Source organism: Streptomyces armeniacus (assembly GCF_003355155.1).
In the GTDB taxonomy this organism is placed as follows: Bacteria; Actinomycetota; Actinomycetes; order Streptomycetales; family Streptomycetaceae; genus Streptomyces; species Streptomyces armeniacus.
Genome location: NZ_CP031320.1, coordinates 3355771 through 3380605 on the forward strand (window position 1 = coordinate 3355771; position 24835 = coordinate 3380605).

At 74.5% G+C, this 24835-nt stretch carries 11 protein-coding genes and 1 pseudogene; 3 read left to right on the forward strand and 9 right to left on the reverse strand.

Annotation, left to right across the window (positions count from 1 at the left end; all coding sequences use genetic code 11):
* Position 1: 1 nt before the first annotated feature.
* From DVA86_RS14520 to DVA86_RS14535, 4 genes are all read right to left on the reverse strand, one after another.
* Positions 2-169: a hypothetical protein gene (locus DVA86_RS14520; RefSeq protein ID WP_208878728.1), complete on the reverse strand. Its 168-nt coding sequence runs from the start codon at positions 167-169 to the stop codon at positions 2-4.
* 140 nt (positions 170-309) lie between these two features.
* Complete coding sequence (locus DVA86_RS14525; protein ID WP_208878729.1) at positions 310-1731, reverse strand: extracellular solute-binding protein; 1422 nt, start codon at positions 1729-1731, stop codon at positions 310-312.
* Positions 1732-1802: 71 nt separating this feature from the next.
* The gene (locus DVA86_RS14530) at positions 1803-4439 is read right to left on the reverse strand and encodes a vWA domain-containing protein (RefSeq protein ID WP_208878731.1); all 2637 of its coding nucleotides are present in this window, start codon (positions 4437-4439) and stop codon (positions 1803-1805) included.
* Positions 4436-4861, reverse strand: coding sequence for a hypothetical protein (locus DVA86_RS14535; RefSeq protein WP_208878733.1), 426 nt, complete (start codon positions 4859-4861; stop codon positions 4436-4438). The genes DVA86_RS14530 and DVA86_RS14535 overlap by 4 nt, the downstream gene beginning before the upstream one ends.
* Before the next feature lie 204 nt (positions 4862-5065).
* On the opposite strand from DVA86_RS14535, the gene DVA86_RS14540 reads away from it, so the two are divergent.
* Positions 5066-6184, forward strand: a complete 1119-nt coding sequence (locus DVA86_RS14540; protein ID WP_208878735.1) for a M48 family metallopeptidase — start codon at positions 5066-5068, stop codon at positions 6182-6184.
* A gap of 152 nt (positions 6185-6336) precedes the next feature.
* On the opposite strand, the gene DVA86_RS14545 is transcribed toward DVA86_RS14540, so the two are convergent.
* The 5 genes from DVA86_RS14545 to proB form a co-directional block, all read right to left on the reverse strand.
* A complete protein-coding gene (locus DVA86_RS14545; RefSeq protein ID WP_208878737.1) occupies positions 6337-7446 on the reverse strand; it encodes an SCO2583 family membrane protein in 1110 nt (369 codons plus the stop codon).
* Between the two features lie 157 nt (positions 7447-7603).
* Positions 7604-8323 (reverse strand): SCO2584 family spore wall biosynthesis protein, encoded by a 720-nt coding sequence (locus DVA86_RS14550; RefSeq protein WP_208878738.1) that lies wholly within the window; start codon positions 8321-8323, stop codon positions 7604-7606.
* Between the two features lie 140 nt (positions 8324-8463).
* Entirely contained in the window at positions 8464-9738 is a 1275-nt protein-coding gene (locus tag DVA86_RS14555) for a glutamate-5-semialdehyde dehydrogenase (protein ID WP_208884691.1), read from the reverse strand.
* A gap of 155 nt (positions 9739-9893) precedes the next feature.
* Complete coding sequence (locus DVA86_RS14560) at positions 9894-10373, reverse strand: hypothetical protein (RefSeq protein ID WP_425470831.1); 480 nt, start codon at positions 10371-10373, stop codon at positions 9894-9896.
* A gap of 142 nt (positions 10374-10515) precedes the next feature.
* Positions 10516-11652 (reverse strand): glutamate 5-kinase, encoded by a 1137-nt coding sequence (proB, locus tag DVA86_RS14565; RefSeq protein ID WP_208878739.1) that lies wholly within the window; start codon positions 11650-11652, stop codon positions 10516-10518.
* Positions 11653-12038: 386 nt separating this feature from the next.
* On the opposite strand from proB, the pseudogene DVA86_RS36280 reads away from it, so the two are divergent.
* Positions 12039-13199, forward strand: a pseudogene (locus tag DVA86_RS36280) (type I polyketide synthase); the annotation flags it as partial.
* A gap of 103 nt (positions 13200-13302) precedes the next feature.
* Complete coding sequence (locus DVA86_RS14575; RefSeq protein WP_208878740.1) at positions 13303-24795, forward strand: type I polyketide synthase; 11493 nt, start codon at positions 13303-13305, stop codon at positions 24793-24795.
* Positions 24796-24835: the final 40 nt, after the last annotated feature.

Here is a 24835-nt window from a genome sequence, read left to right on the forward strand (position 1 = left end):
CTCAGCGGTCCCTGTTGAAGCGGGTGGTGATCCACAGCAGCAGGAGCAGGGCGAACAGCGTGCCGCCCCCGATGACGTACGCGCTGAGGCTTTCGTGCCCGCCGCCGTGTTCGCCGCCGCCGGAGGCGACGGTGACAAGGGTGTCGTGCGCGGAGCTGATCGAAGTCATCGTCGGCTGAACCAATCCAGGAAGGAGCGGGCAGGGACCTGTCGGCAACATCGTATGCGTGCGTTCCCCACGGCCTCACGCCGACCGTGCACTCCGGCTCCGTATCCGCCTCCGTATCCGCCTCCGTATCCGCGGGCGGGTCAGCGTCCCGCCAGCGACTTCCGCAGCAGCCGCTCCAGGTCGCCGGGTGTCGCGTGCTCGTCCACGGGCGGCTCGCCGGGCGCGCGCCGCAGGCGTTTGGTCATCACGTCCTGGATGTCCCGGGTCACCGCGGCGTAGCGGGACGTCGAGGGGCGGGCCCGCGCGTGCTCCATCGACCAGCACAGCGCCTCGTCGTACTGCTCCCGCAGCGTGCCCCGCGGGACCTCGTCCGGGAGCGAACGGCCCCACGGTGAACAGCCGCCGGGGATGGCCGACTTGCGGGCCGGCACGGAGCCGCCCTCGTACAGCCGCCGCGTCAGGTCGCCGTCCGAGGTGATCTCCTCGATCAGCCGGCGCGCGTGCCCGGCGTCCGGGCTGCCCTCGGCGATCGCCAGGTTGTACCCGCCCTGCACCGCGTTCCCGCTGAAGCCGGCGCCGTCGCCGTCGGGCAGCGCGGTGACGCCGTAGCGCGGGGCGCCGCCGTCCGAGCCGCGCCTGTCGGACTTCCGCAGGTGCTCCTCGAGCCGGGAGATGGCGAACGGCCAGTTCCGCATGGCCAGTGCCTCGCCCGCCAGGAAGCGTTCGATGGTCCGGGTCTCGTCGCTCTCCAGCGACTCGTGGTCGAGTACGGGCAGTTGGCCGGCGCCGTCGCGGTCGAAGGCGTCGCCGAGCTCGTGCAGCCCGCGCCGGGCCTCCGGCGCCGCGACCCGTACGTCGTCGCCCTCGCCGACGATCTCGCCGCCGTTGCGCCAGACCGCCTCGTGGGTGTTGACGGTGAGGCCCTCGTACGAGTCGAGCTGCGTGACCAGGCCCGCTCGCAGCGTGCCGCGTTCCTCCGCGGAGGGCTCGTAGCGCCGTACGGTGCCCACGAGTTGCCGCCAGGTGCGCAGGCCGGGGTCGTCCTCGAGCTTGTCGGCGCGGTAGTAGAGCAGCCCGGCGTCCGTCTTCCAGGGGACGGCCCACGCCTTGCCGTCGTACTCCACGGTGTCGCGTACGGACTGCCAGATGCCCTTCTCGTCCCGCGTGTCCAGGCCGGCCAGCTCGCCTTCGAGCGGCTCGATGAGCCGCTGCCGGGCGAACTCGGCCGTCCAGGTGACGTCCAGGTTCACGATGTCGTAGTGGTCCCGGTTTCCCGCCTGGAGGGCGGCGACGAGCTGGCTGCGCTGCCCGTCCGAGTCGTCCGGCAGCTCCACGATGCTCACCCGGCCCGCCAGCCCCAGCCGCCCGGCGGCCTCCTCGATCAGCTCCTTGGCGATGCCGCCGGAGGTCAGATCGGGGCTGACGACGATACGGATCTCGCCCGCGCCCGGCGCCGCGCGCGCCGCCCCTCCGGCGGGCGCCCCGTCCGCGCAGGCCGTACCGGCCAGCAGCAGCGCCCCCGCCAGCGCCAGGGCGCGCCGCACCGCGCCCGTACGCCCCACGCCCGTACGCCCCGCGCCTCCGTGACCGCTCCCGCGCCCGCGACCCCGCCCGCTCCGTACGGTGCCCGCCCTCACCCCGTCCGCCTCCCCTCGGTCAGCGCCGCCACGTGCCGCGGCAGCTCCGCCGCAAGGTCGCCGGACGACTCGCACTCGCCGCCCGACTCCGCGGCGATCACCCCGGTGTCGCGGCCCGCCGCGCAGCCGTACGGGCGCATCGACGCCACGATCACCGGTACGTCGCGCTGCCCCAGCTCCCCGGCCACGTCCTCCAGGGCGCGCACCCGGGGCGTACGGCCCTTCACGTAGTCGCCGTCCGTGACCAGCACGATCACGTGCCGCGCGGCCCCGGGCGTACGGCCCGCGTCCTCCTCCGCCACCGCGTCGGCGGTCTTCCGGAGGGTGCCGTACAGGTCGGCCTGGCGGCCGTTCGCCTCAGGCAGCGACGGGCTGACGGGCAGGGTGACGCCGCCGTCCTCGGGCACCGCCGTCCAGTCCGCCACGGCGTCGGTGCCGGAGCCGTCCTTGCCGGTGGGGAAGACCGTGACGCGGTACCGGTCCGACTCGCCCAGCCTGCCCAGGGACTCCTCGACGGCCCGTCTGGCCGCCGGGAACCGGCCGTTCTCCAGCATCGAGCGGGTGACGTCGAAGAGGACGCTGACCCGTACCGGGGGATGCGCCGCCTGGAACCGGTCCATCCGGTCGCCGACGTCCTTGTCCGACAGTTCGAAGAGGTACGAGCCGGGCGGCGTGTGCCGCGCCTCCCCGATCGCCTTGCGCCCGTCCTCCGTCCGCGCCCAGTCGCCGAACCGCCCGATGGCGTCGGCGCGTTCCGTACGGTCGTCGGCGGGCCAGGCGATCTCCACGAGCTGGTGGTCGAGCGGCGGGCCGCCCCCGACGACGTACCGGTGCACGTCGACCTCGGCCTCCTTCTCCGTGCAGTAGTGGTCCGGTTCGCGTACGAACAGCTCCGCCTGGCGGCCGCTGACGAGCGCCCCGGCGGCAGCGTCCCCGCTGAGCGTGCACAGCGCCTGCGCGCTCGCGGCGATGGACTGGCCCTGGCTGATCACCTCGGTCTCCAGCCACTCAACCTCGCTGTCCGGCAGCAGCCCGCTGTCCGTGCCGAACTCCCCCGTGCCGGACGCCGCGTACATGCCCAGCGTGTGCGCCAGCCCCACGTCCGACACCGTGGGGTTGGGGCGGAGCAGCGCGGGGCGTTCCGCGGCGTCCAGGCGGCGCAGGGCGGCCCGGAGGGACTTCCAGTCCGTACGGCCCGGCTCGTCGCGTGCGGACGGCAGCGACAGCCGCTCGCGCGCCTTCCCGGTGACGACGAGCACGGGCTGGTCGTTCATCAGCGTGCTCGGCCTGAAGAACTGGTCGTGCCTGAGCCGGGCCGGCGAGCCGTCCCGCGCACCGCCGGGCGGCGGCACCAGGGCGCTGCGCACCTGCGAGACGGCGGCGCTGGACTGGGCGACCCACACGTCCGGCTGCGGCCCCACCTCGGTCAGCGTCCCGGAGGAGCCCCAGCGCTTGGCGTCGCCGAAGCCCTTGGTGAGGGCGTCGAGGCTGGCCGCGTAGACGGTGAAGCGGGCGGCGCGGCACGCGGGGCCGTCGGGCCGGTTCTGCGGGGAGCCCTCAAACTTCCGTACGAGGTCCCGCATCGGCTCCACTTCCTCCGGCGCCGTGGCCATCCGCAGCTCCAGCGGCACGGGGCAGGGCTCCGCGCCGCCGCCCCCGTTCGCGGCGACGACGGCGACGGCGGCCCCGACGGGCAGCAGCAGCACCAGGGCGAGGGCCATCGCCTGCCGGCGCGGCGGCAGGCGGCGCCCCGGGCGCCGGTCCAGGGCCGCCCATAACGCCGCGCGCAGCCGGCGGGCGGCCACGCCCGGCCGCAGGCCGGGGTGCTGCCGCTGCGCAGGATCCGGTGCGGGAGGGCCCGGCTCGGGGTGCGGGCCGTCCTCACCCTCCTCCTCGTACGGGACGAGCACCGTCCGGCCGCCGTCCCCGGCGGAGATCTCGACCGGGCTCCACGGCATGTACGGCGTCACGGGCCGGTTGTCCGGCTCCGCCGCCAGCTCCCGCAGCCGCACCCCCAACTCGCCCATTCCGCGCGGCTCCTCCTCCAGCGCGCGGACGAGCTGTGCGGTGAACGGCGTCATCGGCTCCTCGGGCGGCCCCGGCGAGATGAGGAAGCCCTTCGGGGCGGCGGCGAGCACGCTGAAGTGCTTGTCCTCGGGCCGTACGTCCGTGGGGAAGTTCCCGGAGAAGCAGCAGTCGAGGATGACGGCGGTGCGGTCGGCGCCGATGTGCTGGAGGTGCAGGGCGAGGTCGCGGAAGGCGTACGCGCTGTGCGCGATGTTCGCCGCCGAACTGCCGCTGGTGGCCAGATACAGCTTGTCCCGCTCGTACTCGTCCTTCGGGTCCAGATATCCGTGGCCCATGTAGTAGAAGACGAGCAGCGCGGGCGGTTCCCGCTCGAACTCGCGCAGCAGGAGCCGGATGTCGTCGGGGTGCCCGGGGTTGACCAGGGAGTGCACGGCGACCGTACGCCGGGACCGCCGCCCGTGCCCTCGCAGCACGCGCTTCAGGGCGTCCACGTTGTGCCGGGCCTTGCCGCCCCTGATCGGTTCGAAGGGCGGGTGCTCGTAGGAGTCGACCGCCACGAGCACACACACGGTGTTCCGTCCGGTGGGGACCTCCTCCGGGCTCACTCCCCCTCGGCCTCCCCGGGCCGGTGGCGCTCGATCCACAGCCGGAACAGTTCCTCGGCGTGGGCGAGCTGCTCCGGGGTCATGTCCGGAGTGAGGACGATGTGCAGGCCGGGCTCGCTGAGGACGGCGCGCTGCGTCGGGTCGGGCTGCGTGCGGAAGTGGCCGTAGACGGCACGCACCACGTACGCCGCCGTCGCCAGGGCCGTCGCGGGCAGCACCTCGCCGAGGACGAAGCCCAGCACGATGTCGCCGATCGCGCCCTGCGTGGGCGGGCCGCCGGTGCGGGGCTCGACCCGCACCTCCTGCCAGCCGTTCTCGTGGCCCTTGAGGCCTTCGAGGCGGCGGCGCAGCTCCTCGGTGGCGACGGCCACCGATCCCGGCTCTCCCCCGGACTCGAGCACGACCCTGACCTCAACCACCACGGCGCCCCCCATTGGTCACCTGGTCATCAGCGTGTCCGCCACTGGCCGCTTGTCCGCCACTGTTCGTCCACCTGGATCCTACAGAGCGTAGCCGTCAATGGCAGCCCCCGAACCCGCAGTTGTCCCAACCCGGGAACGGTACGGGCCGCCGGTCCGTTCACCCCCTAGGCTGGGCGGCCCAGCCGAACGAGGGGGAGAACGACCATGACGAACGGCACGGACGGCACCGAGCACCTTCCCGGTCGCGACCGGCGCCGCTTCCCCGGGATCTCATCCCGGGCGTACGAGCACCCCGCGGACCGCTCCGCGCTGGTGGCGCTGCGCAAGCTCACCGGCTTCGACACCGTGTTCAAGGCGCTGAGCGGGCTGCTCCCGGAGCGCAGCCTGCGGCTGCTCTTCCTCTCCGACTCGGTGCGGGTGAGCGACGATCAGTTCGCGCATCTCAACGCCATGCTCCGCGACGCCTGTTACATCCTGGACCTGGAGAAGGTCCCGCCGATGTACGTCAACCAGGACCCGAATCCGAACGCCATGTGCATCGGCCTGGACGAGCCGATCATCGTGGTCACGACCGGGCTGGTCGAGCTCCTCGACGAGGAGGAGATGCGGGCGGTCGTCGGCCACGAGGTGGGGCACGCCCTCTCCGGCCACGCGGTGTACCGCACGATCCTGCTCTTCCTCACCAACCTCGCGCTGAAGGTCGCCTGGATCCCCCTCGGGAACGTCGCGATCATGGCGATAGTGACGGCGCTGCGCGAGTGGTTCCGCAAGTCGGAGCTGTCCGCGGACCGGGCCGGGCTGCTTGTCGGGCAGGACCTGCAGGCGTCGATGCGCGGCCTGATGAAGCTCGCGGGCGGCAATCACCTGCACGAGATGAACGTCGACGCGTTCCTGAAGCAGGCGGACGAGTACGAGGCGGGCGGCGACCTCCGGGACTCCGTGCTCAAGATCATGAATGTGCTGCCGCGCACCCACCCCTTCACCACCGTCCGCGCCGCCGAGCTGCGGAAGTGGGCGGGCAGCCGCGACTACCAGCGGATCATGGAGGGGCACTACGACAAGCGCGAGGACGACAAGACCTCGTCGGTGTCCGACTCGTTCCGGCAGTCCGCGAACCACTACGCCGATTCCATGAAGTCCAGCAAGGACCCGCTGGCGGGTCTCGTGCGGGACATCGCGGGCGGCGCCGGCGACCTCGGCGGCAAGCTCCGCGACACCTTCACGGGAGGCCGCGGCGGCAACGGCGGCAACGGCGGTAACGGCAGCGGCGGTAACGGCGGCGGAAGCGGGAGCGGCGGCAAGACGGACGGCACGCAGGAGTGACCGCGTAGCGGTGCGACTCCCTGCGGGAGCCCGCGGGCGAAGCCCGCGATCCTGTCCCGCCGCCACGGCGGGCTCGCACCACGGCGAGGGTCCGGCGGCATGCGCGGCCGGCCGCACCAGCCGCGTACGGCTCACCGCACGGGACGTACGGCTTACCGCGTCGGGTTCGGCTGGGCCGACTCCGAGAGCACGCCGCACAGCGAGCCGCGGCCCGGGCCCCGGGCGTACGGGTCGGTCCCGGCCGGTCCGTCGTCCTCGGCACGCTCCCCCGCCAGCAGCGGCGTCAGGGTCTCGGCCGGGTCGGAGGTGCACGCCATCGGCCCGGCCCGGACGGCGGCCTGCTCCACGTGCAGCTGGTGGTCCCGCAGGTCGTCGCGCTCGAAGTGGAACCGCATCTCGCGGCGCACCGTGAAGAGCGACGCGCTCTCCGCGGCCTTCTCGCCCTCCCCGGCGCCCGCCGGGCGCAGCGCGTAGACGAAGACGTGGTCGGCGGTCACTTCGAGCGCGTTCGGGCCGGTCTCCTCGACGGCGAGGGTGCCGTTGACGCGGATGTCGCGGTCGGCGAGCGCGACCTTCGACGGGTCGAAGCGCACCATCCAGCCGGTCGCCGCGTGCTGACCGTCGCTGCGGGGCCGCTCGATGCTCTGGTCGAACTGCTCCAGCTGCGCCGGGTCGAGCAGGATCCGCACCGACCGTGCCGCGTTCCCCGTGAGGACGGCGGGGTCGAGCGAGCTGGCCACCACGTAGTCCTTGGCGCCGGTGAGCGCCGCCAGCACCTGGCTCTCCGAGAAGTGCTCGCTGCCGTGCGCGGAGGGCAGCGTGACGCCCTCGGCGCCGGTACGGAACTGGGCGGCCGGGCTGTGCTCGAACAGGTCGCCGGGCGTGGACCCAGGCACCTCGCCCCGCGGCGCCAGCGGCAGCATCGTGAGCCGCATCGGCTCGGTGGGCCCGCCGGAGGGGCTCGGGTACGGGTTCTGGATGCCCATGTAGATGGCCGTGCCGAAGGCGATCAAGATGAGCAGCACCAGCACGATGCCCTGCCTCGACGCGCTGAAGCCGCTGATCCCCTTGCCGACGGCGCGGGCGGGGCGGCTGCGTACGGCGGCGTGCTCCTCGTCCTCCAGCCGCTCCTGCGCGGAGAACTCCTGAAGGCGTGCGGCCTCGACGAACGACTCGTCGAAGACGAGAGAGCCGTACTCGTCGTCGCCGCCTCCCGGGCTACCTTCCGGAGGCCCCTGCGGAGGTTCTTCACGCCCGGCCATAAGGACAGGGTAGGTCGGCGCGCCCCCTCGTAAACTCACTGGTACGAGACAAGTTCCTGCAGTTTGGCCGACCCGTCGCGAGCCCCGCGGCACGCCCTGCAACGCGCCTCACCGCACCCGCGTCCTGAGCGCCTGCTCAGCCCGGCTGGCGCCGCTCTCAGCCCGCTTCCGCGCCGGCCGGCGCACCCTGCGACGCCGACGGCAGCGCGCCCGGCGAGACCCGTTCCCGCTCGTCGGGTGCGGGCGCGGACCCCACCCCGCTGGTCGCGGGCGGCGGCGACGGATCCTGCCGCTGGCTGGACGCGCCGCGGTAGACGGCGGCGAACGCGAGCGCCACCACGCCGATCCCCATCACCACGGCCAGCACCCAGGCCACCGGCCGCTGCCAGCGGGCGTGCCCTCGGTACGGGGGCGGCGGGCCGTCGTGCGGCCCGTACGGGTAGCCGAAGTCGGCGCCGTGCTCGTACGCCGGGTCGTGACCGTAGCTGCCGTAGCCGCCGAAGCCGTACCCGCCGTACCCGTAGCCGGGGAGGTAGTCGTCGTACTCGCCGTACGTGATGCGGCGCCGTCCGGGCCCGTCGCGGCCGTCGGGCCCGTCGGGAATGTCCGGGCCGTCCGGATCGTCGGGGTCGAACTCGCCCTCGCCGCCCGGTCCGTAGCCGTATCTGTCGTCGTACGGGCGGTTGGTCTCGGTCTCGGCGTGAGACTGGGCCGCGGCGAGTATCCGTTCCACCGCGGTGGGTTCGTGCACTTCGGCTGACCGCACGAAGTGCTCGTCGAAGACCACGGAGGCGAACTCGTCGTCCGCTTCCCCGTGATGGCGGTCGTCGGGCTCCTCGCCGTCCGGGAACGGCTGGCCCCCCACTTCGTCCGGCACGCTGTCCAGCGTAGACCGATGCGGTCGATTTGGGCAGGGAGAGCCGGAATCCGTCCGCGAATCGGCGCATGACCGGCGCGCGTCCGGCGCGCGACCGGTACACGAGCGCCGCGGAACCGGCGCACGACCCCCGCCGCCGGTCAGCCCCTGGTGTGGCCGTCGCCCGTCACCACGTACTTGGTGGAGGTGAGCTCCGGCAGCCCCATAGGGCCGCGCGCGTGCAGCTTCTGGGTGGAGATCCCGATTTCCGCGCCGAAGCCGAACTGCCCGCCGTCGGTGAACCTCGTCGACGCGTTCACCATCACCGCCGTCGAGTCGACCAGCGTGCTGAAGCGGCGCGCGGCCGCCGCGTCGCGGGTGACGATCGCCTCGGTGTGCCCGGACGTCCAGCGCCGGATGTGCCCGACCGCGGCCTCCAGGGAGGGCACGACAGCGGCGGCGATGTCGTACGAGAGGTACTCGGTGCCCCAGTCCTCGTCCGTCGCCGCCACGACGTCCGCTCCCGCCCGCTGCCACGCCTCGTCGCCGTGCACGGTCACGCCCGCCTCTGTGAGGGCCGCGAGGGCGCGCGGCAGGAACGCGTCCGCGATGCCGGCGTGGACGAGGACGGTCTCGGCGGCGTTGCACACGCTGGGGCGCTGCGCCTTGGAGTTGACGAGGATGTCCACCGCCATGTCGATGTCGGCGAGCTCGTCCACGTACACGTGGCAGTTGCCGACGCCCGTCTCGATCACCGGGACCGTGGACTCCTCCACCACCGTACGGATCAGGGACGCGCCGCCGCGGGGGATCAGCACGTCGACGAGGCCGCGTGCGCGCATCAGCTCCTTGACGGACTCGCGGCTCTCGCCCGGCACCAGCTGCACCGCGTCGGCGGGCAGCCCGGCACCGGCGACGGCGTCGCGGAGGACGCCGACGAGCGCGGTGTTGGAGGCGTACGCGGAGGAGGAGCCGCGCAGCAGCACCGCGTTCCCCGACTTGAGGCATAGGGCGGCGGCGTCCACGGTCACGTTGGGCCGGGCCTCGTAGATGATCCCGACGACGCCGAGCGGCACCCGTACCTGGCGCAGCTCCAGCCCGTTCGGCAGCGTGGAGCCGCGGACGACCTCGCCGACGGGGTCGGGCAGCGCCACGACGTCGCGCACGTCCGAGGCGATGGCCGCGATCCGCTCGGGGGTGAGCGTCAGCCGGTCCACGATGGCGTCCGGGGTGCCGGCGGCGCGGGCCTTGGCGGTGTCGTCGCCGTTGGCGGTGACGATCTCCGCCGCACGGGCCTCCAGCGCGTCGGCGACGGCGAGCAGCGCGCCGTCGCGTGCCGTACGCGGCAGCGGCGCCAGCTCGGCCGCGGCCTCGCGGGCGCGCCGGGCGGTCTGGGTCACGGGCGATGCGTCGGTGCCGGGGGTGTCGCTGCTCATCCGCGTCATGTGATGAAGCTTAGTGACGGCGGACGAGCGGTCCAGCGCCCGGTCCACGGTCCGAGACGGCCGGACACAGCCCGAGACCACCCGACACGGCCCGAGACGGCCGGATACGTCCCGAAGCGGCCGGAACGCGTGCGCGCGTGCACGGCTCAGAACGGGTGTACGCCGACGGGCGTCGCGGGCGCCGGACCGTACCCCGCCGCGAGCCGCTGGTGGTACGTCTCGCGTCCGACGACCTCCAGCCCGACGATCTCCCACGGCGGCAGGCTGGCGGAGGAGCGGTGCTCGCCCCACAGCCTGAGCGCGACGGCCGCGGCGTCGTGCAGGTCGCGCGCCTCCTCCCAGTACCGGATCTCGGCGTGGTCGTTGGCGTAGCGGCTGGTGAGCAGAAAGGGATGGTCGTGGGCGAGCTGTTCGAGCGCGCGCCGCACCTCCTTGAGGGGTGCTTCCTCGCCCGCGACGCTGAGCGTGATGTGCCAGAGCCGGGCCGCCTCGCGGTCCGCTGTATGCGCTTCCCCTCGGGGCACGGGCCAGGGGCTGGTGCCGCCGTTCCGCTGGGGCGAACCCAACTCGACGCTGGCCAGTCGTCTCACCGGGTGGCCTCCTGAAGTGCTGCTGGTGCTGCGCATCCGGGCCGTCTTCCCGTACGGCCCCCGCGACAAAGTTGACCAGTCCGCGAGCCCTCGCGTGGCGTTTTTGCCGAAGGTGTCCGCGGAAAGACCGGTCTTTTTCCGATCTCGCACAGATGTGACGGCCGTCAGGGACACGCCGCTACGGGCGCAGCACCACCAGGTCGTCCCGGTGCACGACCTCCCGCTCGTACGCCGGGCCCAGCTCCCTGGCCAGGTCTCGGGTGGAGCGGCCGATGAGGCGGGGAATCTCACTCGCGTCGAAGTTGACCAGCCCGCGCGCCACCGGGTGCCCCTCCCCGTCGCGCAGCTCCACCGGGTCGCCCGCCGCGAAGCCGCCCTCCACGTGCGCGATCCCCGCGGGCAGCAGCGAGCTGCGGCGCTCCACCACCGCCCGTACGGCCCCGTCGTCCAGTACGAGCGCGCCGCGCGGCACCGAGGCGTGCGCGAGCCAGAGCAGCCTGCCGCGTGCGCGCCGCCCGGTGGGGTGGAAGTACGTGCCCGTGGCGCCGCCCGCGAGGGCCTCCCCGGCGTGGGTGGCGGAGGTGAGCACCACCGGGACGCCGGCCGCCGCGGCGATACGGGCGGCCTCCACCTTGGTCACCATGCCGCCGGTGCCGACGCCGGACCGGCCGGCGCTGCCGATCTCTATGCCCGCCAGGTCGGCGGGCCCGGTGACCTCGGCGATGCGCGAGGTGCCGGGCGTGGCCGGGTTGCCGTCGTAGAGCCCGTCGACGTCGGAGAGGAGCACGAGCAGGTCGGCCCGTACGAGATGGGCGACGAGCGCGGCGAGCCGGTCGTTGTCGCCGAAGCGGATCTCGTCGGTGGCGACGGTGTCGTTCTCGTTGACGACCGGGACGGCGCCCATGGCGAGGAGCTGCTCCAGCGTGCGGTAGGCGTTGCGGTAGTGGGCGCGGCGGCTGGTGTCGTCGGAGGTCAGCAGCACCTGGCCGACGCGGCGGCCGTAGCGCGCGAAGGACGCGGCGTACCGCGCGACCAGCAGCCCCTGGCCGACGCTGGCCGCCGCCTGCTGGCGGGCCAGGTCGCGGGGGCGGCGTGCCAGCCCGAGCGGGGCGAGTCCGGCGGCGATGGCGCCGGAGGAGACGAGCACGATCTCCCTGCCCTCGTACTTGGCGAGGACGTCCACCAGCGCGTCCACCCGGTCGGCGTCCAGCCCGCCCGCCGGGGTGGTCAGGGAGGAGGAGCCGACCTTGACCACGATGCGGGCCGCGGCCGCCACGTCCTGCCGCTGCCCTGATTGCCCTGACACGTCCGTCATTCCCCTTGTTGCTGTGTCGCGCCTTGTTGCGTTGTGTCCCGCCGCACTTTGTGTCACGCCGCACACGCCGCACTCGCGTCGCACTGGTGTGCCCGCCGGAGCGCCCGAGCGCCCGTACGCCCCGGCACCGTCGTCACAGGTCGCCGCTGGCAATCTAGTCCAGGGGCGGCGGCCGCGACGTGCCCGTCCCAGACCCTGGACACCGGGCCTTCACGGCATACTGGGGGATTTCCGTGCGCCGAAGGTTACAGAAAATTGTCATCCGGGCGACGACAGGCATACGGTCAGGCGGCAACAACCGGAAGCACGCCCCCCCAACCCGCCGTCTCGTATACACATCAGAAGCCGACGACCAAGGCTGAGGTGTAAATCTCGGGGGACGGAGCGACGCCGCTGACCGTGACGCGCTGAAGGGTCTGCTCGCGGGCATTCCCGCCGACCGTCCGCTGACGGGCGTCGTGCACACGGCGGGCGTTCTGGACGACGGCGTGATCGGCTCGCTGACCCCCGAGCGGCTTGACACGGTGCTGCGCCCCAAGGCGGACGCGGTCGCCAACCTGCACGAGCTGACCAGGGACGCCGACCTCGCCGCATTCGTCGTCTTCTCGTCCATCGCGGGCACCTTCGGCGGCGCCGGGCAGGGCAACTACTCCGCCGCCAACGCCTTCCTGGACGCGCTCGCCCAGCACCGGCACGCACAGGGCCTCCCGGCGACCTCCCTCGCCTGGGGCGCCTGGGCGCCCGGAGCGGGCATGACCAGCGACCTCAGCGAGGCCGACATGCAGCGCATGGCCCGTACGGGCATGCTGCCGCTCGCCGTCGACCAGGGCCTCGCCCTGCTCGACACCGCGGCCGGCCTGGACCGCCCCGTGTTCCTCCCGATGAACCTGGACGTGTCCGTGCTGCGCGACCAGCCCGAGCTGGTCACGCCGATGATGCGCGGCCTCGTCCGCACGACCCAGCGGCGCGCCGTCGAGTCGCCGTCGGGCGGCGCGGCGCCGGGCGGCGCCTCCCTGGCCGACCAGCTGGCACCGCTGTCCACCCCCGACCGCGAACAGCTGCTCACCGACGTTGTCGCGGCGCAGGCAGCGGCCGTACTCGGGCACGCGTCCGCCGACGACATCGAGCCCGACCAGGCGTTCAAGGACCTGGGCTTCGACTCGCTGACCGCCGTGGAGCTGCGGAACCGGCTCGGTGCCGCGACCTCCGTACGGCTGCCCGCCACCCTCGTCTTCGACTACCCGACGCCGCTGGCGCTCGTCCGGCACCTGCTGGAGGAGATCGCGCCGCCGGAGATCTCCGGCGCCGACTCCGTCGGCGGCGAACTCGACCGCCTGGAGAGCGCCCTCGCGTCCGCGTCCGTCGACGACGACGACCGGACCCGGATCGCCGCACGGCTCCAGGACCTGCTCGCACAGGTCCAGGACGGCGCCGCCGCACCCGTACGGCGCACGGCCGCCGCCGAGCCGGAGGACGCCGAACTGGACTCGGTCGCCAGCGCGGACGAGCTGTTCGACCTCATCGACAAGGAGCTCGGAAGCCTATGACCAGCCGCCCGGCGACCGGCCCCCGCGCCGACCGTATGTTCCGTGGTCCCCGTACCGCCCGCTCGCCCCGCACCTCCCGTGCGGCCTTGAGGAAGTGACAGCTGTGGCTGACGACGACAAGTATCTGGAGTACCTCAAGCGGGTCACGGCCGAACTGCGGGACACCAAGCGGCAGCTCCGCGAGGCCGAGGAGAAGGACGCCGAGCCCCTCGCGATCGTCGCCATGAGCTGCCGCTACCCCGGCGGCGTACGGTCCCCCGAGGACCTGTGGCGGGTGGTCGCGGAGGGCGGCGACGCCATCTCCGAGTTCCCCACCGACCGCGGCTGGGACCTCGAGGCGGGCTACGACCCGGACCCCGACAACCCGGGGACCTTCTACGCCCGCGAGGGCGGATTCCTGCACGACGCCTCCGAGTTCGACCCCGCCTTCTTCGGGATGTCGCCGCGCGAGGCGCTGGCCACCGACCCGCAGCAGCGGCTGCTGCTGGAGACCGCCTGGGAGGCGTTCGAACGCGCCGGCATCGACCCGGCCACGCTGCGCGGCAGCAACGCGGGCGTGTTCGTCGGCGCCGCCACCTCCGGCTACGGCGTCGGCGTCACCGACATCCCCGAAGACCTGCACGGCATGCTGCTCGTCGGCAACGCCACCTCCGTCGCGTCCGGCCGTATCGCCTACCACTTCGGGCTCGAAGGCCCCGCCGTGACCGTCGACACCGCGTGCTCGTCGTCGCTCGTCGCGCTGCACTGGGCGGCGCAGGCGCTGCGTACGCGCGAGTGCGACCTCGCGCTCGCGGGCGGTGTGGCCATCATGGCGTCGCCCGGCATGTTCTCCGAGTTCAGCAAGCAGCGCGGGCTCGCCGCCGACGGCCGCTGCAAACCGTTCTCCGACGACGCCGACGGCACCGGCTGGTCCGAGGGCGCCGGGCTGCTCCTCGTCGAACGGCTCGCGGACGCCCGCGCCAACGGCCACCAGGTGCTCGCCGTCCTCCGCGGGTCCGCCATCAACTCCGACGGCGCCAGCAACGGCATCACCGCCCCCAACGGCCCCTCGCAGCAGCGCGTCATCCGACAGGCCCTCGCCAACGCCGGTCTGGCGCCCGGCGACATCGACGCCGTCGAGGCGCACGGCACCGGTACGACCCTGGGCGACCCGATCGAGGCGCAGGCGCTGCTCGCCACGTACGGCAAGGAGAAGGACGGCGACCAGCCGCTGTGGCTCGGCTCCCTCAAGTCCAACTTCGGGCACACGCAGTCCGCCGCGGGCGTCGCCGGCATCATCAAGATGGTGATGGCCATGCGGCACGGGAAGCTGCCGCAGACCCTGCACGTCAGCGAGCCGTCCGGACACGTCGACTGGGACGCGGGCGCCGTACGGCTGCTCAGCGAGCCCCGTGACTGGCCCGAGCTGGACCGCCCGCGGCGGGCCGCGGTGTCCTCGTTCGGCATCAGCGGCACCAACGCGCACACCGTCATCGAGCAGCCCGAACCGGAACCCGAAGCGGAACCGGAAGCGGAGTCCGCGGCCGGTGACGGGGCCGAGGCCGACGCGGCGGCCGGGGCCGTGCCGCCGCTGCCCGCCGTACCGTGGCTGCTCTCCGCACGCAGCGAGGCCGCCCTGCGCGAGCAGGCCGCCCGGCTGCTGGCACGCCTCCGTGACGACACCGGCGTCCGCGCCCTCGACGTCGGCCACGCACTGGCCACCACCCGCGCCGCCTTCGAACACCGCGCCGTCATCGTCGCCGACGACGCCGACCGCGACGCCGTCCTCCGTGCCCTGGAGGCCCTCGCCGACCCCGACGAGACGGGCACACCGTCCGGCGTCGTCACCGGCCGTACGGTGCAGGGCGGCACCGCCCTGCTGTTCTCCGGCCAGGGCGCGCAGCGCGCCGGCATGGGACGCGAACTGTACGAGGCCTTCCCGGTGTTCGCCGCCGCCTTCGACGAGGTGTGCGCACACCTCGACGCGGAGCTGGACCGGCCGCTGCGGGATGTCGTCTTCGGTGACGACGCCGGGGCGCTGGACGCCACCGGCTACACACAGCCCGCCCTGTTCGCCGTAGAGGTCGCCCTGCACCGGCTGCTGACGCACTGGGGCCTCAAGGCCAAGTACCTGATGGGCCACTCGCTAGGTGAGCTCACCGCCGCGTACGTCGCAGGCGTCTGGTCGCTGCCCGACGCCTGCCGCCTCGTCGCCGCCCGCGGCCGCCTGATGCAGGCGCTGCCCGAGGGCGGGGCGATGGTCGCCGTACAGGCCACCGAGGCGGAGGTGCTGCCGCTGCTGGAAGGCCGCACGGGAGAGGTGTCGCTCGCCGCGCTCAACGGGCCGCGCTCCACCGTCGTCTCCGGCACCGAGGCCGCCGTCACCGCCGTCGCCGAGCACTTCCGCGGCCTGGACCGCAAGACCAGCCGGCTCACCGTCAGCCACGCGTTCCACTCGCCGCTGATGGACGCCATGCTGGACGACTTCCGGCAGGTCGCCGCGGCGGTCACGTACCACTCCCCGAAGACCCAGGTCGTCTCCAACCTCACCGGCGCCCCCGCCACCGAGGCCGAACTGACCTCCCCCGACTACTGGGTGCGGCACGTACGGCACGCCGTACGATTCGCCGACGGCGTGCACGCGCTCGCCGCCAAGGGCGTCACCCGCTTCGTCGAGGTCGGCCCCGACAGCACGCTCACCGCGATGGCGCAGAGCTGCCTCGCCGACGCGGAGGAGCGGGGCGACGACACCGTACGGGTGCCGGTCGCCACCCAGCGAAAGGACCGTCCGGAGGCCGCCGCGCTGTTCGCCGGGCTCGCGGGCGCGTACGCGTACGGGGCGCGGCTGGACTGGGCCGCTGTCTTCACCGGGCAGCGCGCCCGGCGCGTCGAGCTGCCCACCTACGCCTTCCAACGCCAGCCGTACTGGCTGAAGATGAGCGGCGCCGCCGCGCTCGGCGACGCCGCCGCGGCCGGTCTGGGCGCCGCCGACCACCCGCTGATCGGCGCCGTCGTACGCGTCGCGGACGGCGACCAAGTGCTGCTCACCGGGCGGCTGTCCACCGCAGCCCAGCCGTGGCTCGCGGACCACGCGATCTCCGGCACGGTGCTGCTGCCCGGCACGGCCTTCGTCGAACTCGCCGTACGCGCGGGTGACGAGGTCGGCTGCCCCCTCCTGGAGGACCTGACGCTCGAAGCGCCGCTGGTGCTCGGTGCCGGGGGCGGTGCCGGTTCCGGACCGGGCTCCGGCGGCGGGGGCGGCGTGCAGCTGCAGCTGGTCGTCGGGCCGCCGGACGCCGCCGGACGGCGCCCGCTGGACATCTACGCACGGCCCGAGGGCGACGACGCGGACGTGCCCTGGACGCGCCACGCGAGCGGCGCGCTGGCGCCGGCCGCGTCCGGTGCTCCGGGCGCGTCCGGTGCCGACCTGACGGCGTGGCCGCCGCCGGGCGCCGAACCCGTGCCCCTGGACGACTTCTACCCGCGCCTCGCCGAAGCCGGCTACCAGTACGGCGACGCCTTCCAGGGCCTGCGGGCGGCCTGGCGGCAGGGCGACGAGGTGTACGCCGAGGTCGCGCTCCCCGAGGAACAGCACGCCGCCACGGCGGGCTTCGGCCTGCACCCGGCGCTCCTGGACGCCGCACTGCACGGCCAGCTGGCCGGTACGGGCGACGGGAGCGGCGGCGTCGGCCTGCCGTTCGCGTGGCGCGGCGTCGCGCTGCACGCGGTGGGCGCGACGGAGCTGCGCGTACGGATCGCGCCGGGCGACGACGGGGCGGTGACCCTCGACCTGGCGGACGAGGAGGGCCGCCCGGTCGCGTCGGTCGGCACCCTGGTCTCCCGCGCGGTCTCGACCGACCAACTCCGCGCGGCGGAACCCCGCACGGACGACGCCCTGCACCGAGTCGCCTGGACGGACCTGGACACGACGCCCCAGCCAGCCGACCCGCCCCGCTGGCACGTCCTGCACGCTGCTGCGGCAGCAGCAAGTTCTTCCCGCCGCAACGGCGAGGACTCCCATGGTGAGGGTTCAGGGGGTACCTCCCCGGCCGTCAGGGCCGAGGGGGAGGGATCCGCGACGGCCGGTGGTGATGCGGCCGGACACGCGGCGTCGTCGCCGGGCGCCGTGGCGGCCGGAGAGTTGGCCGGGGTGCTTCTCGCGCACTCCGCCGCCGTCGGAGGGGCCGACGAGATCGGAGGGCTGCCCGCCGAGCCCGGCACCGTGCTGCTGCCGTGCAACGGCAGCAGCAACGGCAGCAGCGACGGCGCCGCAAGCGCCGAGAACGCCACCCGCGTCATGGCGACAGTCCAAGCGTGGCTGGACGACGACCGCTCCGCCCAGGCGCGGCTGGTCGTCGTCACCCGCGGGGCCGTCGCCGCCAGGCCGGGGGAGGGCGTCGACGCCCTCGCCGACGCCGCCGTATGGGGGCTGATCCGGTCCGCGCAGGAGGAGAACCCCGGGCGGCTCGTCCTCGTCGACCTCGACGGCACCGACGCCTCCCGAGACGCCCTCCCGGAGGCGCTCGCCCGCGCCGAGGCGGAGGGCGAGCCGCAGCTCGCCGTACGCGGCGGTGCCGTGCTCGTGCCGCGGCTCGCGCCCGCCCGTACGGGCGCCGCGCTGACCCCGCCGGAGGGCAGCGGCAGCTGGCTGCTCGCGCAGGGCGACGGCGGCACCCTCGAAGGGCTGGCGCTCGTGCCGCACCCGGCGGCCGGTGAGCCGCTCGCCGAGGGCGAGGTACGGGTCGCCGTGCACGCCGCGGGGCTCAACTTCCGCGACGTGCTGATCTCCCTCGGCATGTACCCGGGCGCCGCCAACATGGGCAACGAGGGTGCGGGCACCGTCCTCGAAGTCGGCCCCGGAGTCGAGGGCTTCGCGGTCGGCGACCGCGTGATGGGGCTCGTACCGGGCGCGTTCGGGCCCGTCGCGGTCGTGGACCGGCGGCTGATCGCCCGTATCCCGGAGGGGTGGACGTTCGAGCAGGCGGCGACGACCCCGATGGTGTTCCTCACCGCCTACTACGCGCTGTGCGACCTCGCCGCCCTGCGCGGCGGCGAGAGGATCCTCGTGCACGCCGCCGCGGGCGGCGTCGGAATGGCCGCCGTACAGGTCGCGCGGCATCTGGGCGCCGAGGTGTACGGCACGGCCAGCGAAGGCAAGTGGGACGTGCTGCGCGGCATGGGCCTGGACGCGGCGCACACGGCGTCGTCCCGGGACAGCGGCTTCGAGCAGGCGTTCCGGGAGGCGACCGGCGGCGACGGCGTGGACGTCGTCCTGGACGCGCTCGCCGGAGAACTCGTGGACGCCTCCCTGCGGTTGCTGCCGCGCGGCGGCCGGTTCCTGGAGATGGGCAAGACCGACATCCGCGATCCGGAGCAGGTCGCGCAGGCGCACGCCGGAGTCGCGTACCGGGCGTTCGACCTGTGGGAGGCCGGGCACGACCGGATCGGGGAGATGCTGGCGGAGCTGGCCGGGCTGTTCGAGGCGGGCAGCCTCGCGCCGCTCCCCGTACGGGCGTGGGACATCCGGCGGGCGCCCGAGGCGTTCCGTTTCATGTCGCAGGCCAAGCACACGGGCAAGCTGGTGCTGACCGTGCCGCAGGGCTGGGACCCGGAGGGCACGGTGCTCGTCACGGGCGGCACCGGCACTCTCGGCGGGCTCGTGGCGCGCCACCTGGTGACGCGGCACGGCGTGCGGCACCTGCTGCTCACCAGCCGGCGCGGCGAGGACGCCCCCGGCGCCGCCGAACTGGCCGCCGGGCTGCGCGAACTGGGCGCCGAGGTGACCGTGGCCGCGTGCGACGCGGCGGACCGTACGGCGCTGTCCGCGCTGCTCGACGGCGTCCCGGACGCGCACCCGCTGCGCGCCGTGGTGCACACGGCGGGCGTGCTGGACGACGGCATGTTCGGCTCGCTCACCGCGGAACGGCTGCGGGGCGTGCTCCGCCCGAAGGCGGACGCGGCGCTCAACCTGCACGAGCTGACGCTGGAGCGGGGCGACGACCTGACGGCGTTCGTGCTGTTCTCGTCCGTCGGCGGCATCCTCGGCGGCACCGGACAGGCCAACTACGCCGCCGCGAACACCGCACTGGACGCGCTCGCCCAGCACCGGCACGCGCGGGGCCTGCCCGCGACGTCACTCGCGTGGTCCCTGTGGGGCGAACACAGCGGCATCACGGGGCACTTGCGGGACGAGGACCTGGCGCGCATCGCCGCGTCCGGGCTGCCCGCGCTCAGCACCGAGCAGGCCCTGGCGCTGTTCGACGCGGCGCTGGCCGTGGACGAGCCACTGCTGGCGCCCGTACGGCTGGACCTGCCCGCGCTGCGCAAGCAGGCCGCCGCCGGGCGGCTCACGCCGATGCTGCGCGGCATGGTGCGGGTCGCCTCGCGGCGCACCGTCGCGGGCGGCGCCGGCGACGGCGGCACCGCGCTGGTGAAGCGGCTCACGGGGCTGACGGTGCCGGAGCAGGAGCGGCTGCTGCTGGAGACCGTACGGAAGCGTGCGGCGGCCGTCCTCGGCTACCCGGGCGCGGAGGCCGTCGGTGCCGACCAGGCGTTCAAGGACCTGGGCTTCGACTCGCTGACCGCCGTCGAGCTGCGCAACCAGCTCGGCGCCGCCACCGGGCTGCGGCTGTCCGCGACCCTCGTTTTCGACCACCCGCGCCCCACGGAGCTGGCGGGCTTCCTCCGCGGCGAACTCGTCGGCAGCGCCGAGGCGGTCGCCGAGACGGCGAGCACCGCGGCGGCCGACGACGATCCCGTGGTGATCGTCGGCATGGCCTGCCAGTACCCGGGCGGCGTCGAGTCCCCTGAGGACCTGTGGCGGCTGGTCGCGGAGGGCGGCGACGCGATCTCCGCGTTCCCCGCCGACCGCGGCTGGCAGCTGTCGGGGATGCCGGACGGGCAGGGCGGATTCCTGTACGGGGCGGGGCAGTTCGACCCGTCGCTGTTCGGCATCAGCCCCCGCGAGGCACTCGCCATGGACCCGCAGCAGCGGCTGCTGCTGGAGACGTCCTGGGAGGTCTTCGAGCGCACGGGCATCGATCCGGCGTCCGTGAAGGGCAGCCGTACGGGTGTGTTCGTCGGCGCCATGGGCTCCGGCTACGCGTCCGGGCTGACGACGATCCCGGACGGCATGGAGGGCTACATCGGGACCGGTGTGTCCGGCAGCGTCATCTCCGGCCGGGTCGCGTACACCTTCGGGCTGGAGGGCCCGGCGGTCACCGTCGACACGGCCTGCTCGTCGTCGCTCGTCGCGCTGCACATGGCGGCGCAGTCGCTGCGCCAGGGCGAGTGCACGATGGCGCTCGCGGGCGGTGTGACGGTGATGGCGACGCCGGGCACCTTCGGCGAGTTCAGCAAGCAGAGCGGGCTGGCGGCCGACTGGCGCTGCAAGGCGTTCTCCGCCGACGCGGACGGTACGAGCTTCTCCGAGGGCGTCGGAGTGCTCCTGCTGGAGCGCCGTTCGGACGCCGAACGCGCCGGGCACCGCGTGCTCGCCGTGCTGCGCGGCTCCGCCGTCAACCAGGACGGCGCGTCGAACGGGCTCACCGCGCCCAGCGGCAAGTCCCAGCAGCGCGCCATCCGTTCCGCGCTGTCCGCCGCCCGGCTGTCCCCCGCCGACGTGGACGCCATGGAGGCGCACGGCACCGGCACCTCACTCGGCGACCCGATCGAGGCGCAGGCGCTGCTCGCGACGTACGGGCAGGGGCGCGACGAGGACCGGCCGCTGTGGCTGGGTTCGGCGAAGTCGAACCTGGGGCACACGCAGGCCGCGGCCGGCGCCGCCGGAGTCATCAAGATGGTCATGGCGATGCGGCACGAGGAGCTGCCCCGTACGCTGCACGCCGACGTGCCGTCCCCGCACATCGACTGGACGTCGGGCCGCGTCGAGCTGCTGACGGAGCCCCGGCCGTGGCCGCGCGGCGAACGGCCGCGCCGGGCCGGCGTGTCCTCGTTCGGCATCAGCGGCACCAACGCGCACGTGGTGCTGGAGGAGGGCGCCGCGCCCGCCGCGGAGCCCGCCGCGCCCGAGGGCGCCGCCCCGGAGGGGCCCGTCGCGCTGCCCGTGTACGGGCGGACCGCGGACGCCCTGCGCGACCAGGCGAAGCGCCTCTGGGCGCACCTCACCGCACAGCACGAGGCGCCCTCCCTGCGCGACCTCGGCCACTCGCTGGCCACCACCCGTACGGCGCTGGAGCACCGCGCCGTGGTCGTCGCCGACGGCCACCAGGAGTTCCTGGACGCCCTCGGCGCCCTCGCCCAGGGCGACGCGGCGGACGCGGCGCAGCTCGTACGGGGCGAGAGCACCGGCGGCCGTACGGCCTTCCTGTTCAGCGGCCAGGGCGCGCAGCGCCCCGGCATGGGCCGGGAGCTGTACGAGCGGTTCCCCGTGTACGCGCGGGCCTTCGACGAGGCGTGCGGCGAACTCGACCGGCACCTGGCGGAGCTGGGCGGCCCGGCGCTGCGCGACGCCGTGTTCGCGCCCGCCGGCTCGGAAGAGGCGGCGCTGCTGGACCGTACGGCGTGGACGCAGGCGTCGCTGTTCGCCGTCGAGACGGCGCTGCACGCGCTCGTACGCTCCTGGGACGTGCATCCGGATGTGCTCATCGGCCACTCCGTCGGCGGCCTGACCGCCGCGCACGCCGCGGGGGTGCTGACCCTGGCGGACGCGTGCGCGCTGGTCGCCGCGCGCGGCCGGCTGATGCAGGCGCTGCCGGAGGGCGGCGCGATGACCGCCGTACAGGCCACCGAGGCGGAGGTGCTTGAGCGGCTCGCCGGGCACGAGGACCGCGCGGCCGTCGCCGCCGTCAACGGCCCCGCGTCCGTGGTCGTCTCCGGCGACGAGGACGTCGTCGAGGCGGTCGCCGCGCACTTCGCGGAGGAGGGCCGCAAGACGACGCGGCTGCGTGTCAGCCACGCCTTCCACTCGCCGCGCATGGACGCGATGCTGGAGGACTTCGCGGAGGTCGCGCGGGGCGTGCGGTTCACACCGCCGGCCGTGCCCGTCGTCTCCGATCTGACCGGCGCGCAGGCCACCGACGAGGAGCTGTGCTCGCCCGACTACTGGGTGCGGCACGCGCGGCACGCCGTACGGTTCTGCGACGGCGTCCGCACGCTGGAGGCGGACGGCGTACGGGCGTTCGTGGAGCTCGGCCCGGACAGCGCGCTGACCGCGATGGCCCTGGACAGCCTGAGCGGCCCGTCCACCGCCACCGTCGCCGTACCGCTGCTGCGCCGGGACCGGCCCGAGGTGCGTACGGCACTGCTGGCCGCGGGCGCGCTGCACGCGCACGGTGCGGGCGGCGACCTGTCGACGCTGTACGGGGAGGGCGCGCGCCGAGTGGAGCTGCCCACGTACGCGTTCCAGCGGCGCCGCTTCTGGCTGGAGCCCGGCGAGGGCGCCGCACCGGCCGCCGGTACGGGCAGCGCCGCGGACGACGCCTTCTGGGCGGCCGTCGAGCAGTCCGACCTGGACGGGCTCGCCGCCCGGCTGGAACTGGACGGCGACGCGCGGCTCAGCGAAGTGCTGCCCGCACTGTCGTCATGGCGCCGCCGCGAGGAGGACCGTACGGCGCTCAACTCCTGGCGCTACCACGTCAACTGGCGCCCGGCGGGCGGCTCCGCCGCCGCGTCCGTCACCGGTACGTGGCTGCTTCCGCTGCCGTCCGCGCTGGAAGGCGACGCCTGGGCCGAAGCGGTCGCCGGTGCGCTCACGGCGCACGGCGCGCGGGTCGTGCCGGTGCCGCTGGACACCGCCGACCCGGCCGCCCTGGACCGTACGGCGCTGGCCGAGCGGCTCCGTACGGTGACCGACGAGCACGGGGCCGCCGCGGGCGTCCTGTCGCTGCTCGCCGCGGCACCGGACGCGGATTCCGCAGCGGCCGTGCCGGCCGGACTGGCCGCCACCACCGCCCTCCTGCAGGCACTGTCGGACCTCGGCGGCGACGCGCCCCTGTGGTGCGCCACCCGAGGGGCGGTCGCCGTCCACCCGCAGGAGGACGTGGCCGCGCCCGAACAGGCCGCCGTGTGGGGCCTGGGCCGCGTGGCCGCACTCGAACACCCCCGCCTGTGGGGCGGCCTGATCGATGTCCCGGCCGAGTTCGACGCCCGCGCGGGCGAACGCCTCTGCACCGTCCTCGACGGCGGGCGGGCGCAGAGCGCACAGGGCGCCGACGCGGAGGACCAGACGGCCGTACGGTCCTCGGGTCTCTTCGTCCGCAGGCTCGAGCACGCCGGGCAACCGGACGCCTCAGGCGCCCGCGAGCCCGACGGCTCCGACTGGAAGTGCTCCGGCACCGTCCTCGTCACCGGCGGCACCGGCGCGCTCGGCGCACACGTGGCGCGCTGGCTCGCCGAACACGGCGCCGAGCACCTGGTGCTCGTCAGCCGGCGCGGCCCGGACGCCGACGGCAGCGCCGAGCTGGAGGCCGAACTCACCGCATCCGGCGTCCGCGTGACGCTCGCCGCGTGCGACGCCGCCGACCGTACGGCGCTCGCCGCGCTGCTCGCCGAGCACCCGGTGGACGCCGTGGTGCACGCGGCGGGCGTGCTCGACGACGGCCCGATCGACGGGCTCACGCCCGGCAGCCTCGCCGCCGTACTGCGCCCCAAGCAGGCCGCCGCGCGGAACCTGCACGAGCTGACGCGCGGCCAGGACCTGTCCGCGTTCGTGCTGTTCTCCTCGATCGCCGGCTCGATCGGCTCCCTCGGGCAGGCCAACTACGCCGCGGCCAACGCGTACCTGGACGCGCTCGCCCAGCAGCGCCGCGCCCAGGGGCTGCCCGCCACCACCGTGTCCTGGGGCCCGTGGGCAGGCAGCGGCATGGCCGTCGACCCGAAGGTCGCCGAACGGATGCGGCGCGGCGGCGCGCACCCGCTGGACCCGGACCGCGCGCTCGCCGCGCTCGCCGGAATCCTGCGCCGCGGCGAGACGGCGGCGACCGTCGCCGACGTCGACTGGCGGCTGTTCGCGCCCGGACTGACCGCGCTGCGGCCCAGCCCGCTGCTGTCCGGGCTGCCGGAGGTCGCCGCGCTCGGCGCCCAGGCGGCGCCGCAGGAGGCCGACGCGGGCGGCGCGAAACTGCGCGCCGAACTCGCCGCGCTCGGCGCCGACGAGCAGGAGCGGACGCTGACGCAGCTGGTCCGTACGCAGGTCGCCGGGGTGCTGGGGCACTCGGGGCTGGACGAGATCGGGCCCGACCGCCCGTTCAACGCGCTCGGCTTCGACTCCCTGATGGCCGTCGAACTGCGCAACCGGCTCGGCCTCGCCACCGGCCTGCAACTGCCCGCCACGCTGCTGTTCGACCACCCGACGGCACGCGAACTGGCCACGCACCTGCGCGGGCAGCTGGTGGTCCCGGACACCGGAAGCGCGCCCGTACTCGCCGAACTCGACCGGCTGGAACAGGCACTCGCGGCGGTGCCGGACGACGACACGCAGCGCTCCCGTATCGGCGCCCGCCTGCGGTCGCTGACGGCCCGGTGGAACGGCACGGACGGCACCGACGACAAGGCGGACGGCACCCGCGAGGACACCCGCGACGTCAGCGAACGGATCAGCTCCGCCGGAGCGGACGAGATCTTCGACTTCATCGAGAACGACCTCGGGATCTCGTGACCGGCCGCGGGCCGCACGGGCGAGAGGGACACACAGGAGC

What these genes read in the sequence shown, in the direction of transcription:
- DVA86_RS14540 (WP_208878735.1), top strand. Translation starts at nt 5,066, where the DNA reads ATGACGAACGGCACGGACGGCACCGAGCACCTTCCCGGTCGCGACCGG.
- DVA86_RS14520 (WP_208878728.1), bottom strand. Translation starts at nt 169, where the DNA reads ATGACTTCGATCAGCTCCGCGCACGACACCCTTGTCACCGTCGCCTCC.
- DVA86_RS14560 (WP_425470831.1), bottom strand. Translation starts at nt 10,373, where the DNA reads ATGCGCAGCACCAGCAGCACTTCAGGAGGCCACCCGGTGAGACGACTG.
- proB (WP_208878739.1), bottom strand. Translation starts at nt 11,652, where the DNA reads ATGACGGACGTGTCAGGGCAATCAGGGCAGCGGCAGGACGTGGCGGCC.
- DVA86_RS14545 (WP_208878737.1), bottom strand. Translation starts at nt 7,446, where the DNA reads ATGGCCGGGCGTGAAGAACCTCCGCAGGGGCCTCCGGAAGGTAGCCCG.
- DVA86_RS14555 (WP_208884691.1), bottom strand. Translation starts at nt 9,738, where the DNA reads ATGAGCAGCGACACCCCCGGCACCGACGCATCGCCCGTGACCCAGACC.